Origin of the sequence: Pseudomonas sp. PS01299 (assembly GCF_029960145.1) — a bacterium.
Lineage (GTDB): Bacteria > Pseudomonadota > Gammaproteobacteria > Pseudomonadales > Pseudomonadaceae > Aquipseudomonas > Aquipseudomonas putida_A.
Genome location: NZ_JASCPO010000034.1, coordinates 1 through 15,741, shown reverse-complemented (window position 1 = coordinate 15,741; position 15,741 = coordinate 1). Strand labels below are relative to the sequence as shown.

Sequence of the window (15,741 nt, the reverse complement as noted above, 5' to 3'; positions counted from 1 at the left end):
AAAAAATGTAGGCACAAAAAAACCGGCCAATCACTTGGCCGGTTTTTCATGCTGCGGATTTAACGTCGCTATTACGCGCCGTACACCGGCAGTTTCTTGCAGATGGCTTTGACTTTCTCACGAACGGCGTCGATCACCGCTTCGTTGTTCAGGTCAGCCAGGATGTCGCAGATCCAGCCGGCCAGCTCTTTGCACTCTGCTTCCTTGAAGCCGCGAGTGGTCACAGCCGGGGTGCCGAAGCGCAGGCCGGAGGTGACGAATGGCGAGCGTGGATCGTTTGGCACGGAGTTCTTGTTCACGGTGATGAACGCTTTGCCCAGAGCGGCGTCGGCGTCTTTACCGGAGATGTCCTGCTTGATCAGCGACAGCAGGAACAGGTGGTTCTTGGTCCCGCCGGACACCACGTCGAAACCGCGCTCGATGAACACTTCGGCCATGGCTTGGGCGTTCTTCACCACTTGTTCCTGGTAAGCCTTGAACTCAGGCTGCAGCGCTTCCTTGAAGCAGATCGCTTTAGCGGCGATCACGTGCTCCAGCGGGCCACCCTGGGCGCCCGGGAATACCGCGGAGTTCAGCTTCTTCTCGATCTCGGCGTTGGCGCGCGCCAGGATCAGACCGCCACGTGGACCGCGCAGGGTCTTGTGCGTGGTGGTGGTGACCACGTCAGCGAATGGCACCGGGTTCGGGTAGACGCCAGCGGCGACCAGACCGGCCACGTGAGCCATGTCGACGAACAGGTAGGCACCGACTTTGTCAGCGATGGCGCGGAAGCGTGGGAAGTCGAGGATCTGCGAGTAGGCAGAGAAACCGGCCACGATCATTTTCGGCTTGTGCTCAACCGCCAGACGCTCGACTTCGTCGTAGTCGATCAGGCCGTTGGCGTCGATGCCGTACTGCACGGCGTTGTACAGCTTGCCGGAGGACGAAACGCTGGCACCGTGAGTCAGGTGACCACCGTGGGCCAGGCTCATGCCCAGGATGGTGTCACCACCTTGCAGCAGGGCCAGGTAAACAGCGGCGTTGGCTTGGGAACCGGCGTGCGGCTGAACGTTGGCGTAATCGGCGCCGAACAGCTCTTTGGCGCGGTCGATGGCCAGTTGTTCAACAACGTCGACGTACTCGCAACCACCGTAGTAGCGCTTGCCCGGGTAGCCTTCAGCGTACTTGTTGGTCAGTACCGAGCCTTGAGCTTCCATCACCGCAGGGCTGGTGTAGTTTTCCGAAGCGATCAGCTCAATGTGCTCTTCCTGGCGCTGAGCTTCTTGCTCCATGGCGGCAAAGAGATCGGCGTCGTACTTGGCAATAGTCAAATCACGGCTGAACATGGCGGTCCTCAAGGATCGGGGGCAGAAAAGGGGGGCATTCTAACCCAATGGGTTTTGGATGGCATATGAAACGACATCATGTCGCAGACAAGTGGCGTTCATGACAGATGTGCGGTGCTTTTGCTGGCTCCACAATGGCCGCGTTTCAACCGGAGAATACTGATCCACGGCAAGTCCCTGTGGCAGCCAGCCTGCTGGGGATGGCTGCACCGCAGATTTTTCCGGCGTCTGTACCGACCCTTTCGCGAGCAAGCCCGCTCCCACAGTGGACCGCGTATATCCTGAAGAAACCGGGTCAAATGTGGGAGCGGGCTTACTCGCGAAGGCGTCATTGGCGGTGCCGCAAAAAATCAGTCGAACATGAAGAGGGCGTCGTTACTGAACTGCGCTTCAAACCGGCTCGCCGGCATTGGCCGTCCGAACAGATAGCCCTGAACCTCATCGCAGCCATGTTCGCGCAGGAAGTCCAGTTGCTCATGGGTTTCCACGCCCTCGGCGATTACCGCCAGATTGAGGCTGTGGGCCATGGCGATGATTGCGCGAGCGATCTGCGCATCCTGTTCGCCTGACGGCAGGCCGTCGACGAAAGTGCGGTCGATCTTCAGCACGTCGATCGGGAATTGCTTGAGGTAGTTCAGCGACGAATAACCGGTGCCGAAGTCGTCGACCGCAATGCTCAGGCCCAGGTTTTTCAGCCCGGCCAGAATCTGCATTGCTTCGCTGACTTCGCGCATCAGGATACTTTCGGTCAGCTCCAGCTCCAGACACGCCGGTGGCAGCCCGGTTTCGCGCAGGATCGTGGCGATGCGCGTACCGAGCTGGCCATCGGAGAACTGCCGCGCCGAGATGTTCACCGAGACTTTCGGCACGCGCACCCGATTCTGGTGCCAGGTCTTGAGCTGGCGGCAGGCTTCGCTGATTACCCAGTCGCCAACGTCGACCACCAGACCCAGCTCTTCCAGCACCGGAATGAAATCCCCCGGCGGCACCAGCCCGCGACGCGGATGACGCCAACGCAGCAGCGCTTCGGCGCCAGTCAGGCGTTTACCGTCGCCGCTGAATTGCGGCTGGTAGTACAGGACAAATTCGTTCTGCTCCAGCGCATGACGCAGGTCGCTTTCCAGCTCCAGACGTTCCAGCGCACTGGCGTTCATGTCGGCCTGATAGAACTGGAAGTTGTTCTTGCCGCGCTCCTTGGCGTGGTACATCGCGGTGTCGGCGTTCTTCATCAACTGGCTGAGTTCGTTGCCGTCCTGCGGGCTCAGGGCGATGCCGATACTGGCGGTGACGAAGAACTCGCGACCTTCCAGCACAAATGGACGCACCAGGCTGGCGAGAATCTGCTCGGCCACATGAATCGCTCGGTTCAGCGCCATTTCGCGGCTGGAGCGGTGTTGCAGGAGCAAGGTGAACTCGTCACCGCCCATGCGCGCCACGGTGTCGTCATCGTCGACGCAGGCCAGCAACCGCGTGGCCATGTCTTTCAACATGCGGTCGCCAGCCGCGTGTCCGAGGGAGTCGTTGATCGGTTTGAAGCGGTCGAGGTCGAGGAACATCAGCACCACCCACGACTTCTGCCGTTCGGCCGATTGCAGCGCGGTGTGCAGACGATCCTGGAACAGCGTGCGGTTCGGCAGGTGGGTCAGGGCGTCGTAGTAAGCGAGACGATGGATGCGTTGTTCGCTGGCCTTGCGCTCGCTGATGTCGCTGAAGAAGCACACGTAACTGGCCAGATCGCCTTCATCGTCGAGTACCGCCGTGATGCCGACCCACGCCGGGTAATGCTCGCCGTTACGGCGCTTGAGCCAGACTTCGCCTTCCCAGGTGCTGTGCTGGTGCAATTGCTTGAGCACGTAGCGCAGGTGCGCGTCCTGTTGCTCGTCGACGGTGAGCATGTTCGGCAACTGATCGAGCACCTCCGACACCGCGTAACCGCTGACCCGGCTGAAGGCTTCGTTGGCCTGCACGATGTAACCGGCCGGGTCGGTGATCAGGATCGCCGAGGTCGAGTGCTCGAATACCGTGGCCGCCATGCGCAAGTCTTTCTCGGCGCGGCGCTGCTGGCTGATGTCGCGACCGACGCCGAGCACGCCTTCGAACGCGCCGTGTTCGTCCCACACCAGCACCAGCCGCAGCTCGATCGGGATCTTGCGGCCGTCGGCGCGCAGGCAGTCGAACAGGAACATCTGCGTCTGTACCTGGCTTCGCAGTTGCGCGAGTTGCTCAGGCTTGTCGAGCGCTTTGCTGACCCGATCCATCAAGGTGTAGATGCCGGATAGCTGCTGCGGGTTGGCGATCGTCGATTGCCAGCCATTCTGGAAGATCCACTCGGCGTCGTAACCCAGCACCGCCTGCACCGACGGGCTGACGTAGTTCAACGACAGCTTGCTGTCGGTGGAGAAAATCACATCGCTGATGCTTTCGGCGAGCATGCGGTAGCGCTGCTCGCTGTCGCGCAGCGATTCGCTGGCCTCGATCTGCTCGGTGATGTCCTTGGCCACGCCGATGATCCGCGTGACCTGATCATGTTTGTCACGGGCCAGCGCCTGCTCACGAATATCGAAGCGCCGCCATTTGCCGTCGCGATGGCGGAAGCGCAATTGGCACTGCAACAGCTGGCTGTACCCGGCGTGCCGCTGCATCTGCCGCGAGCGGTGGTAATAGTCGGCGTCTTCCGGATGCAGGAGGATTTCCCAGAAGTACTCGCCCATCTGGTGCAGCTCGGAGCGGTTGTAACCGAGGGTCTGGCCGAGGTGGTGGTTGCTGAAAATCATCCGCTGGCTGATCACGTCCTGCACATACAGATGATCCGGCACGGTGCGCACCACGTCCGACCAGAAACCTTCGCGCTCCAGCAGCGACAGTTCGATCAGCTTGCGGCTGGTGATGTCGTTGATGCTCAGAATCACCGCTTTATAGTCGTGCAGCTCCTCAGGCAGGCGCAGGACCATCCACAGGTGCTGATCGCGCCCGTTGATGTCCGGCAATTTGATTTCCAGTTCCAGCTGTTTTTGTTGCTGCAGAACGGCGTCGAGCACCTGGTTGCCGATGGCGCACTGGCTGTGCGGATGACCGTCGATCAGCAACTGCCAGGCGTGCTCGCAGGAATTGACATTGAGCAGTTGCAGCGCCACCTGATTGACCTCGGTGACGCGCAGTTCTTGCAGCAGTTGCTGGCGCTGGGCCGGTTGGTCGAGCCAGGCCTTGAGCTGGTCGCTGGTCTGGATCTGTGCTTTGTCGAACACCTGCTTGAGGCCGGACAGGTCGAGCACGCACAACGCAACGCCAGTGCCTTCGAAGATGTCCTGATAGCGCCGGCGGCCTTCATGCAACTGGCGCTGGCGGCGACGCATGTTCAGCAGCGCGATCACCGGCAACATCGAGAACGCCAGGCCCAGCAGGCATTTGCCGATGAACGCCGGCAGCAGTTCTTCGAGCACGCGCTGACGATCGAACAGCCCGCGCAACTGCCAGTCGCTGCTGCTCAGCGGTACGGTGAGCACGGTGTTGGCCATGTCGTCCGGGCTCAGCACCCCGGGCCGGGCGGAGGATAGCGCTTCGTCGCGGCTGATGATCTGATGGTTGAGACGGTTTTCCACCAGCCACAACGGGCGGATGCCGGTTTCGCCCAGCTTGGTCAGCGAGTCGAAGAAGGTCGGGGTCAGGCGCAATACCCAGTAGCCGCGCGTGCTGCCGCTGGCCTGATGCAACAACAGATGCACCACCGAGCCGTCGTCGGCGTTACTGAAGTAATGCGCCTGGGCGCGGCTGCGGCGCACCAGTTCAGCGAGGTAATCGGCGTCGTGGCTGTCGCTGGCGCTGTCGTTGAGGATTTTCCCGGACGGGCTGAGCAGGGCCAGGCTGCGCAGGTCCGGCAGCGATTGCTGGAGCTTGCGCAGCAGCGCCTGCTGTTCGTCGGACGACTGCGGTTGTTCGACGATCGGTAGCAGGTTGAGGGCGATTTGCGCATTCAGCGACATGTTCAGGCTGACCTGCGAGGCGAGGTCGGCGGTGTAGTCGATGGTGTACTGGCGCTGATTTTTCTGGGTCTCGCGCAATTGATCGAGCAGTTGCCAGAACAGCAGGGCCAGCAGCAAAAGTACCAGCGTCGCCAATGCCCCCTTCAATGTTCCGCGCAGGGGCGAGCCGGTCCCCGGATTGGACGCGCTCACAGAAGCTGGCGGGGTAACGTTGGACAAGCTGAAATCCTGCGGTTTGGCTGGACTGGCGCGACGTGCACTATAAGCCGGACGCCCGAAGGGCGGCTAGCATGCCTTGAGTTGTGGCGAAGTGCCAGCCCCGCTCGGCTGGACTGCCTTCCGTCATTAAGGTAGCTTTGCCGGTTACGCGGGAGCGTTCCAGCTCCTAGACTCAGACTTTTTCAGCGCGCACGCATTGATGACCATCAAGTGAACGACGCGCATCGGTCTGGCCGGGCATCGCCTGCGCTCCAATCATTCATCTGTCACTGACCCAAGGTTCTCCATGGCTCAATACGTCTTCACCATGCATCGGCTGGGCAAAGTTGTTCCGCCGAAGCGGGAAATCCTGAAAAACATTTCTCTGTCGTTCTTCCCCGGCGCCAAGATCGGCGTGCTCGGCCTCAACGGTTCGGGTAAATCCACGTTGCTGAAAATCATGGCCGGCGTCGATACCGAGTTCGAGGGCGAAGCCCGTCCGATGCCGGACCTGAACATCGGTTATCTGCCGCAAGAGCCACAACTTGATCCGACCAAGACCGTGCGTGAAGTGGTCGAGGAAGCGGTCAGCGTGATCAAGGATGCGCAAGCGCGTCTGGACGAGGTCTACGCCGCTTACGCCGATCCGGACGCCGACTTCGACAAGCTGGCAGCCGAACAGGCCAAGCTCGAAGCGATCCTGCAGGCCAGCGATGGTCATAACCTGGAGCGTCAACTGGAAGTCGCCGCCGACGCCCTGCGTCTGCCGGCCTGGGACGCCAAGGTCGAACACCTGTCCGGTGGTGAAAAACGTCGTGTGGCCCTGTGCCGTCTGCTGCTGTCCGCCCCGGACATGCTGCTGCTCGACGAACCGACCAACCACTTGGACGCTGATTCGGTAGCGTGGCTGGAGCACTTCCTGCACGACTTCCCGGGCACCGTGGTCGCGATCACGCACGACCGTTACTTCCTCGACAACGTTGCCGGCTGGATTCTGGAACTCGACCGCGGCGCGGGCATTCCTTACGAGGGCAACTACTCGGGTTGGCTCGAAGCCAAGTCCGATCGTCTGGCGGCCGAATCCAAGCAGCAGTCGGCTCACGAAAAAGCCATGAAGGAAGAACTGGAGTGGGTGCGCAAAGGCGCGAAAGCCCGTCAGTCGAAATCCAAGGCTCGTCTGCAACGCTTCGAAGAAATGCAGTCGCAGGAATTCCAGAAGCGTTCGGAAACCAACGAGATCTACATCCCGGCCGGTCCGCGTCTGGGCGACAAGGTCATCGAGTTCAAGAACGTCACCAAGGGCTACGGCGATCGCGTCCTGATCGACAACCTGTCGTTCTCCATGCCGAAGGGCGCCATCGTTGGCGTGATCGGTGGTAACGGTGCCGGTAAGTCGACCCTGTTCCGCATGCTGATGGGCAAGGAAACTCCGGATTCCGGCACCATCGAAGTCGGCGAAACCGTGCAACTGGCCTGCGTTGACCAGAGCCGCGAAGACCTCGACGGCAGCAAGACCGTGTTCCAGCAGATCTCCGACGGTTCCGACCAGATCCGCATCGGCAACTACGAGATTCCATCGCGCACTTATGTCGGTCGCTTCAACTTCAAGGGCGGCGACCAGCAGAAGTTCGTCAAGGACCTGTCCGGTGGTGAGCGCGGTCGTCTGCACCTGGCGCTGACCCTGAAGGAGGGCGGCAACGTCCTGCTGCTCGACGAACCGTCCAACGACCTCGACGTTGAAACCCTGCGTTCCCTGGAAGAAGCCCTGCTGGACTTCCCGGGCGCCGCCATTGTGATCTCTCACGATCGCTGGTTCCTGGACCGCGTCGCGACTCACATCCTGGCGTACGAAGACGACTCGCAAGCGGTGTTCTTCGAAGGCAACTACACCGAGTACGAAGCCGACCGCAAAAAGCGTCTTGGAGAAGCGGCGGCCCAGCCACACCGGGTACGCCACAAGAAACTGGCCTGATTCGGGTTGGTTGCATGAAAAAGCGGAGCCTTCGGGCTCCGTTTTTTTTGAGTTTTTTTCAGTGATTCCGAGTCGTGGCCATCGCGAGCAGGCTCACTCCTACAATTGGAATGCGGTCTCCTGTAGGAGTGAGCCTGCTCGCGATATCGATGTAACTGTTGGTGCATTACTTCAATTTGACCTCCCCATTCAGGTGCAGAATCAGCTCAAAAAACCGCCTTATTTATATCCTGTGCACCATTTAATTTCATAACTGCGACATTTTGCGCTGTTCCTGTGCGCAAATCGTTTGTTACAGTCCGGCTCAATCGCTTCCAACGACAATAAATTTGCCGAGACTTTTCCCATGATCGAATCCGTCGAATCCTTCCTCGCCCGCCTGAAAAAACGCGACCCGGATCAACCCGAATTCCACCAGGCCGTCGAAGAAGTCCTGCGCAGTCTGTGGCCGTTTCTCGAAGCCAATCCGCGTTACCTGACCTCGGGCATTCTGGAGCGCATCTGCGAGCCGGAGCGCGCAGTGGTGTTCCGCGTGTCGTGGGTCGACGATCAGGGCAAGGTCCAGGTCAATCGCGGTTTCCGCATCCAGATGAACAGCGCGATCGGCCCGTACAAGGGCGGCTTGCGCTTCCATCCTTCGGTGAACCTGGGCGTGCTGAAGTTTCTCGCCTTCGAACAGACCTTCAAGAACTCCCTGACCTCATTGCCCATGGGTGGCGGCAAGGGCGGTTCGGACTTCGATCCTAAGGGCAAGAGCGACGCCGAAGTCATGCGTTTCTGCCAGGCGTTCATGAGCGAGCTGTACCGCCACATCGGCGCGGACGTTGACGTACCGGCTGGCGACATCGGTGTCGGTGCGCGGGAGATCGGTTTCCTGTTTGGCCAGTACAAACGCCTGAGCAACCAGTTCACCAGCGTGTTGACCGGTAAAGGCATGACCTATGGCGGCAGCCTGATTCGCCCGGAAGCCACCGGTTTCGGTTGCGTGTACTTCGCCGAGGAGATGCTCAAGCGCCGCGGGCAGACCGTCGAAGGCAAGCGCGTGGCGATCTCTGGTTCCGGCAACGTCGCGCAGTACGCGGCGCGCAAGGTCATGGACCTGGGCGGCAAGGTGATTTCGCTGTCCGACTCCGAAGGCACGCTGTACTGCGAATCGGGCCTGAGCGAGGAACAGTGGCAGGCGTTGCTGGAACTGAAAAACGTCAAACGCGGACGCATCAGCGAATTGGCCACGGCGTTCGGTCTGGAATTCCGTGCCGGTCAGTTGCCCTGGTCGCTGCCGTGTGACATTGCGCTGCCATGCGCCACGCAGAACGAACTCGACGCCGAATCTGCTCGTACGCTGCTGCGAAATGGCTGCGTGTGCGTCGCCGAGGGCGCGAACATGCCGACCACGCTTGAGGCCGTGGATATCTTCATCGAGGCCGGCATTCTGTTCGCCCCGGGCAAGGCGTCGAACGCCGGCGGGGTCGCGGTCAGTGGGCTGGAGATGTCGCAGAACGCCATGCGCCTGCTGTGGACGGCGGGTGAGGTGGACAGCAAGCTGCACGCGATCATGCAGTCGATCCACCATGCCTGCGTGCATTACGGCGAAGAGAATGGACGGATCAACTACGTCAAAGGCGCGAACATCGCCGGCTTCGTCAAAGTCGCCGATGCGATGCTCGCGCAGGGTGTGGTTTAAGCCGGTTCGATGCGAATCACTTCAATCAGCTGATCGCCAGCGGGGCGCTGCCACAGCACTTCGTCATTGAGCCGGGCGCCGAGCAGCGCCCGGCCCAGCGGCGAAGCCCAGTTGATCAGGCCCTGGCTGGCGTCGGCCTGATCTTCGCCGACCAGTTGCACCCGACTTTCGGTGTCGTGTTCGTCGGCGTAGGTCACCCAACTGCCAATCTGCACCTTGTCGGTAGAGATCGCGGGGGCAGCGACCTGTGCGCTGGCGAGGCGTTGGTTGAAGTAGCGCAGATCCCGTTGCAGATCAGCCAGCCGTTGCTTGTCGGCCTGTTCGCCCTTGGCCGATTGTTCGGCGTGCAAGGCTTGCAGTCCGGCGACCTTGGCCTGCAACTGCACCAATCCCTGCGGGGTGACGTAATTGGGCTGCGCACTGACCTGCCGTTCGACGGGCTGATCGGCTTGCGCGGCGGCGTTGTCTTCGTTGACGAAAGCGCGACTCATGCTGTCCTCCTCTGCAAAGAGTTTGGGCCATGGTCGCCGGCATTTGGTTTCACTGGATGTCTGGAAACGACCTATTGCGAGCGATAAGCCCGCCCGGCGTCCTGATCTTTCTGCTGCTGCCAGGCGCGCTCGCGTTCGTCCCAGTGCTCGTTGCGATACTCTTCGCGATCCTTGTTTTCCAGCATTGCCTGGCACTGGCGGAAGCCGTCGGTCCAGCCTTCGGCGTATTGCTTGTCCTTGAGATAGCGCGGCACGTTCTTGCGAAACTCGCCACTGATCGAGCCGGCGGCTTGCCGGCCACTGACGCAGCCATCGTCAAAACCGTCGGCGAAGGCCGGTGGATAACCTTTGGCGATCAAGTCTTCGTGGGTGGTCTGGCAACCCCCGAGCAACAGCAAAACACCCAACAACCTCACACACCGCCACATCGCACTCTCCCGCGCCGATTCTCGGCTGATAGGGAAAGTCTAGAAGCGGATTCGTCGGGCGTTGGTGAAAGACATGTAAGTAATTCGTTGAATACCGGAGAACCCTGTGGGAGCGGGCTTGCTCGCGAAAGCGCTGGGTCAGTCGAGATTTGAATCGCCTGACACGACGCCTTCGCGAGCAAGCCCGCTCCCACAGGGGTTATGGATTGGGCTTCAGATCAGTAGTGGTACCACTTCACCTCAAGCATCACTTCGGTTTCCGGTGTCGCCACATGACTGAACTCACGCTGCGCACTCAGGCGCAAACCGAGGTTGCGCGACAATTCCCACTGCTGGTTCAGGCTCAGGCTGCGGCGCACTTCACCATTGAAGAAGTAATCGCCCTTGGCTTCCAGGCTGAGATTGCCCAACGGGTTTTTCCACAACACGCCGGTATTGAAACCGCCGGCCGGGGAGACGAACTCGGCGAAGTCATTGTTGTGTTCAACGCGCACGGTGCCGAGGGCAAAACCCAATACGTCATCACCTAACGCCCAGGTACCGCCACCACCACCGTTGACGTGGCTGACCAGCGTCTCGTCATCATGCTTGCCCGGCACCCGCTCAAGGCCACCGGTGACTTGCCACGACAGAGGCTGCAGCAGTTCATTGCGCGGGGTCAGCGAGCGGATGGTCGCCAGGTCCAGTTGCTGGAACTGCCACTGGTTGCCTTCGTATTGACGCAGCTTCATCTGCAGGATTTCGATCTGCGCGCCAAGGGGGAAGCTTTCGGCGTTGTCATTGAGATCGTGATAAGCCATGCGCAAACCGTACTCACCGAATGCCCGATCACCGCGGGTGCCGATGCCGGCCTGCCAGGTGCGCGATTCATGGCCGTCTTCGGGCAGGCCCGGTTGCGGGATCTGCAGCTCCGGCGCCGGGTTCTTGTTGATTGCCCGCAGCAGTTCGAAGCTGCGCTGTGCACGTTGCGCATCACGTTCCTGCCCGTTGGCGCGGTAACGCTCCAGACGATAGGCGGCATCGATGATCAGCGCCTGACGATCCCGGGGCAGGGCCTTGAAGGTCGGCTCCTGCAACACCCGTTGATCGGCGCTGACCTTCAGCACCCATTGCTGTTCTTCCTTGTTCAACGGCTCGGCGCGGCTGAGCAGTTCACGCTCGCGGGACGGGCGATATTCGATGCTTTCCACCAGCCCGGCTTCTTTCACCGCTTTGACCGTATCGGTAGGGATGGCGGTCAGCGGGAATTGCTCGGTCAGGCGCAGGCTCGGACGTGCCACTTGCAGCAGTTCGAGCAGGCGATAGGAGCAGTTTTCGTCGAAGAAGAAATAGTCGAACTGGATCTGCTTCAGCTCCCACACATGCTCGACCATGCGCGCGGTTTCTGCTTGGGTCAGGTTCAGCCGGTATTCCCACAGATCGCGGTTTTCCAGGCTGCGGTACTCGGAGAGTTTTTCTTGGTACGGCACCAGTGCGAACAGCCCCGGGTAGCCACCCATCAAGCCCTTCCAGGCGTAAAGGATGCTGTTGTCCGAGCCTTCGATGTAGGCGCCGAAGTTGATCGCGTAACTCAGCAGCGAAGTCTTGTCGCTTTGCACGTCAGCCTGGTCGATGCGCAGCAGGGTGTGGCCGAACATCGACGACGGGCTGTTGAGGTAGGCCGCCGGGAAGATCATCACCGCACTGTGCGGCGAGACGTCCTTGAACCACTTCTTGAATTCGGCGCAATCGGGGGCGGGCAGATCGCTGAGATTGAGCTGGGATTTCAGCCAGCGCGTACGCGCCGGGTAGATACACTGTGCATGCTGTTCGCCGAGACTGGCCGGGGCGTACAGCGCCTGCACGGTGGCGGCCAGTTCATGGTCGGGGTGTTCGTTGCCATCGGGCGCGAGAAAGAATTTCCTGTCGCTGACATAGCTGCGCCAGCCACCGAGTTTGGCGGTTTCGTAATGACCGAGGGAAATCCAGAAGCGGTCGTTGGCCAGTTGCTGCAAACGTTGAGGGTCGATGTGAGGCGCGGCGGACAGTGGGGCGCAGACACAGAGCGCCAGCCAGGCAAGGCGTTTGAGCATAAGTGGCAACTTAAGTCGAAAGAAAATAAAACCCGGATCGGGCTGCGATCACTCCCCTGTGGCGAGGGGATTTATCCCCGATGGGCTGCGAAGCGGCCCTCATACCTGCAAAACTCGGTGTATCAGATACACCGAATTGAATGGTTTCACGACTGCTCCGCAGCCGATCGGGGATAAATCCCCTCACCACAGGTTCAGCGTCACATTCGAGTGATTGCACTCAAAACAAAACCCGCTTCCCGAAAGAAGCGGGTGGGGTCGAGCTTAAGCCTGAGTTGCGTACTTGGCCAGACGTGGGTCCGACTTCAGCACGGCCAGGGTGTTGGTATGCACGTCTTCTGCGGTCACGTCAGCTTTGCTGAAGATCTGCTGGAAGTGCTCGTGAGTGACAGCAGCGAAGTGCGCACGGTCTTCCGGCGCCACGCCCAGTACCACGGCGTAGGTCGTCAGCGCTTCGCCGTTGCCCTTGGCCATGTCTTCGGACAGCTCGTTCATCATGCCATTCATGGCGAACCAGGATTTACCGCCGTAGGTCAGCGACGCGTTGGTCGAGCAACCGTTGGTGCCGGAAGTCATACCGAACGTAGCGTTACCGGAGGTGCCGTTAGTGGTGGATGCCAGGAAATGTGCCGGGGTGCCACGCTGACCTTCGAACAGCATGTTGCCCCAACCGCAATCCGGGCCACCCGGGGCTTGCGCCATGGCGTTGATGGAAACAGCGGTGAAGAGAGTACCGAGAAGAATCCGTTTCATAGCTTTGTTCTCTTTGTGTGCATACCAATGGACAGGGTTCTGGCCCCCCAAGCGCTGTCTAGACAGACTCTTTTGAAGCCAGTGGGCCGGTTATTGTTCCAGCCGCGCAGTTTGGAGTTTAGGCACGTTCCTGTGGTTCCGTGATTTTTTGCTGATTATTCGTTGATGTCCCCGGTTTCACGGGGCCGGCTGCGGAGCAGGGCGCTTGTCTATGCTTTGTCGTGTGGCGCGCCTTGCCAGTGGGGCACGGGCAGCGCCAGAATGCCGCTATCCGCCCCGCCTGATTGTTAAGGAAGCCCGATGCCTGATCCTGTTGCTGCCAGCCTGCGTATAGCGCCCGAAGCGCTGACTCGTCCGTTTTCCGCTGAACAGTTCAGCTTCACTACCACCAATGATCTGGAGCCCTTTCGCGGTGTGCTCGGCCAGGAACGTGCGGTCGAAGCCTTGCAGTTCGGTGTGGCGATGCCACGCCCCGGTTACAACGTCTTTGTCATGGGCGAGCCCGGCACTGGCCGCTTCTCGTTCGTCAAGCGCTACCTGAAGGCCGAAGGCAAGCGCCTGCAGACCCCGGCGGACTGGGTCTACGTCAATAATTTCGATGAGCCGCGCGAGCCCCGCGCGCTGGAATTGCCTTCTGGCACGGCGGCTTCGTTCATCGGTGACATCAACGGCCTGATCGATAACCTGCTGGCAACCTTTCCGGCAGTGTTCGAACACCCGTCCTACCAGCAGAAGAAAAGCGCCATCGACCGCGCCTTCAACCAGCGCTACGACAAGGCCCTCGATATCATCGAACGGCTGGCGCTGGAGAAGGACGTCGCCCTGTACCGCGACAGCAGCAATATCGCCTTCACGCCGATGCTTGAAGGCAAGGCGCTGGATGAAGCGGAATTCGCCCAATTGCCGGAAGCCGAGCGCGAACGGTTTCACGAAGACATCTCCGGCCTCGAAGAGCGTCTGAACGAAGAACTCGCCAGCCTGCCGCAGTGGAAGCGCGAGTCGAACAATCAGTTGCGTCAGCTCAACGAAGAAACCATCACCCTGGCCTTGCAGCCGTTGCTCTCGCCGTTGTCCGAGAAGTACGCGGAGAACGCCGCGGTCTGCGGCTACCTGCAAGCGATGCAGGTGTATCTGCTGAAAACCGTGGTCGAGCAACTGGTCGACGACAGCAAGACCGACGCCGTGGCGCGCAAGCTGCTGGAAGAGCAATACGCGCCGAGCCTGGTGGTCGGTCATCCGGCCAGCGGCGGGGCGCCGGTAGTGTTCGAGCCGCACCCGACTTACGAAAACCTGTTCGGGCGCATCGAGTACACCACCGATCAGGGCGCGCTTTACACCACTTACCGGCAGTTGCGTCCAGGTGCTTTGCATCGGGCCAATGGCGGTTTTTTGATTCTTGAAGCGGAAAAAATGCTCAGCGAGCCGTTCGTGTGGGACGCGCTGAAACGCGCCCTGCAATCGCGCAAGCTGAAAATGGAATCGCCGCTGGGCGAGATGGGCCGTTTCGCCACGGTGACCCTCAACCCGCAACACATTCCGTTGCAGGTCAAAGTCATCATCATCGGCGCGCGGCAGTTGTATTACACGCTGCAGGACCTGGATCCGGACTTCCAGGAGATGTTCCGCGTGCTGGTCGACTTCGACGAAGACATCCCGATGGTCGACGAAAGCCTGGAGCAGTTCGCCCAGTTGCTGAAAACCCGTACTTCGGAGGAAGGCATGGCGCCGCTGACCGCCGATGCGGTGGCGCGTCTGGCGACCTACAGCGCACGGCTGGCCGAGCATCAGGGGCGTTTGTCGGCGCGGATCGGCGATCTGTTCCAACTGGTCAGTGAAGCGGATTTCATTCGTCATCTGGCCGGTGATGAAATGACCGATGCCGGGCACATCGAGCGTGCGCTGAAAGCCAAGGCCACTCGCACCGGTCGGGTCTCGGCGCGGATTCTCGACGACATGCTCGCCGGGATCATCCTGATCGACACCGACGGCGCCGCGGTCGGCAAGTGCAACGGGCTGACTGTGCTCGAAGTGGGTGATTCGGCGTTCGGTGTGCCGGCGCGGATTTCCGCCACGGTGTACCCGGGCGGCAGCGGTATCGTCGACATCGAGCGCGAGGTCAACCTCGGTCAGCCGATCCACTCCAAGGGCGTGATGATCCTCACCGGGTATCTGGGCAGTCGTTACGCCCAGGAATTTCCGCTGGCGATTTCCGCGAGCATCGCGCTGGAGCAATCCTACGGTTACGTTGATGGCGACAGCGCATCGCTGGGCGAGGCTTGCACGCTGATTTCGGCGCTGTCGAAAACCCCGCTCAAGCAGTGCTTTGCGATCACCGGTTCGATCAACCAGTTCGGCGAAGTGCAGGCAGTCGGCGGGGTCAACGAGAAGATCGAAGGTTTCTTCCGTCTGTGCGAAGCACGCGGGCTGACGGGCGAGCAGGGCGCGATCATTCCGCAGGCCAACGTCGCCACGCTGATGCTCGACGAGAAGGTGCTGGCGGCGGTGCGCGCCGGGCAGTTCCACGTGTACGCGGTGCGTCAGGCTGACGAAGCGCTGAGCTTGTTGGTCGGCGAGCCGGCCGGTGAGCCGGATGCTGACGGTCAGTTCCCCGAGGGCAGCGTCAACGCGCGCGTGGTCGAGCGTCTGCGGGTGATTGCCGAGATGATCAGTGAAGACGACCTCAAAGAGGCGGAAAAGGAACTGGCGCAGGAGGCACTAGCCGAAGCCAAACCAGCCTGACCGCAAACGCGGTAAAAACTGTGGGAGGGGGCTTGCTCCCGAAGGCGGTGTACCAATCGACACATTAGTTGATTGAGACACCGCCTTCGGGAGCAAGCC

The 15,741-nt window shown here is 60.6% G+C and carries 9 protein-coding genes; 3 read left to right on the top strand and 6 right to left on the bottom strand.

The window, feature by feature from the left end:
- Window positions 1–71 precede the first annotated feature (71 nt).
- Complete coding sequence (gene glyA, locus QMX91_RS09000; RefSeq protein ID WP_003228394.1) at window positions 72–1,325, bottom strand: serine hydroxymethyltransferase; 1,254 nt, start codon at window positions 1,323–1,325, stop codon at window positions 72–74.
- Between the two features lie 350 nt (window positions 1,326–1,675).
- Window positions 1,676–5,524 carry a cyclic di-GMP receptor MorA gene (gene morA / locus QMX91_RS08995; protein WP_282412575.1) on the bottom strand — a complete coding sequence of 1,283 codons (3,849 nt, stop codon included), beginning with the start codon at window positions 5,522–5,524 and terminating at the stop codon, window positions 1,676–1,678.
- A gap of 286 nt (window positions 5,525–5,810) precedes the next feature.
- Between morA and ettA the strand changes: the two genes are divergently transcribed.
- Complete coding sequence (gene ettA / locus QMX91_RS08990; protein WP_003228391.1) at window positions 5,811–7,475, top strand: energy-dependent translational throttle protein EttA; 1,665 nt, start codon at window positions 5,811–5,813, stop codon at window positions 7,473–7,475.
- Window positions 7,476–7,821: 346 nt separating this feature from the next.
- Window positions 7,822–9,159, top strand: coding sequence for an NADP-specific glutamate dehydrogenase (gdhA, locus tag QMX91_RS08985; protein WP_134787370.1), 1,338 nt, complete (start codon window positions 7,822–7,824; stop codon window positions 9,157–9,159).
- Here gdhA and QMX91_RS08980 read toward each other — a convergent pair.
- The 4 genes from QMX91_RS08980 to QMX91_RS08965 form a co-directional block, all read right to left on the bottom strand.
- Complete coding sequence (locus QMX91_RS08980) at window positions 9,156–9,650, bottom strand: GreA/GreB family elongation factor (RefSeq protein ID WP_134787369.1); 495 nt, start codon at window positions 9,648–9,650, stop codon at window positions 9,156–9,158. The two genes, gdhA and QMX91_RS08980, sit on opposite strands and share 4 nt — an antisense overlap.
- A gap of 71 nt (window positions 9,651–9,721) precedes the next feature.
- Window positions 9,722–10,078, bottom strand: coding sequence for a hypothetical protein (locus tag QMX91_RS08975; RefSeq protein WP_134787368.1), 357 nt, complete (start codon window positions 10,076–10,078; stop codon window positions 9,722–9,724).
- A 218-nt stretch (window positions 10,079–10,296) separates the two neighbouring features.
- Window positions 10,297–12,150: a DUF4105 domain-containing protein gene (locus tag QMX91_RS08970; protein WP_282412574.1), complete on the bottom strand. Its 1,854-nt coding sequence runs from the start codon at window positions 12,148–12,150 to the stop codon at window positions 10,297–10,299.
- Window positions 12,151–12,414: 264 nt separating this feature from the next.
- Entirely contained in the window at window positions 12,415–12,903 is a 489-nt protein-coding gene (locus tag QMX91_RS08965) for a DUF3015 domain-containing protein (protein WP_007909797.1), read from the bottom strand.
- A 300-nt stretch (window positions 12,904–13,203) separates the two neighbouring features.
- Between QMX91_RS08965 and QMX91_RS08960 the strand changes: the two genes are divergently transcribed.
- Window positions 13,204–15,642 (top strand): ATP-binding protein, encoded by a 2,439-nt coding sequence (locus QMX91_RS08960; RefSeq protein ID WP_027612829.1) that lies wholly within the window; start codon window positions 13,204–13,206, stop codon window positions 15,640–15,642.
- The last annotated feature ends 99 nt before the right edge of the window (window positions 15,643–15,741 follow it).

What these genes read in the sequence shown, in the direction of transcription:
- glyA (WP_003228394.1), bottom strand. Translation starts at nt 1,325, where the DNA reads ATGTTCAGCCGTGATTTGACTATTGCCAAGTACGACGCCGATCTCTTT.
- ettA (WP_003228391.1), top strand. Translation starts at nt 5,811, where the DNA reads ATGGCTCAATACGTCTTCACCATGCATCGGCTGGGCAAAGTTGTTCCG.
- gdhA (WP_134787370.1), top strand. Translation starts at nt 7,822, where the DNA reads ATGATCGAATCCGTCGAATCCTTCCTCGCCCGCCTGAAAAAACGCGAC.
- QMX91_RS08980 (WP_134787369.1), bottom strand. Translation starts at nt 9,650, where the DNA reads ATGAGTCGCGCTTTCGTCAACGAAGACAACGCCGCCGCGCAAGCCGAT.
- QMX91_RS08975 (WP_134787368.1), bottom strand. Translation starts at nt 10,078, where the DNA reads ATGTGGCGGTGTGTGAGGTTGTTGGGTGTTTTGCTGTTGCTCGGGGGT.
- QMX91_RS08970 (WP_282412574.1), bottom strand. Translation starts at nt 12,150, where the DNA reads ATGCTCAAACGCCTTGCCTGGCTGGCGCTCTGTGTCTGCGCCCCACTG.
- QMX91_RS08965 (WP_007909797.1), bottom strand. Translation starts at nt 12,903, where the DNA reads ATGAAACGGATTCTTCTCGGTACTCTCTTCACCGCTGTTTCCATCAAC.
- QMX91_RS08960 (WP_027612829.1), top strand. Translation starts at nt 13,204, where the DNA reads ATGCCTGATCCTGTTGCTGCCAGCCTGCGTATAGCGCCCGAAGCGCTG.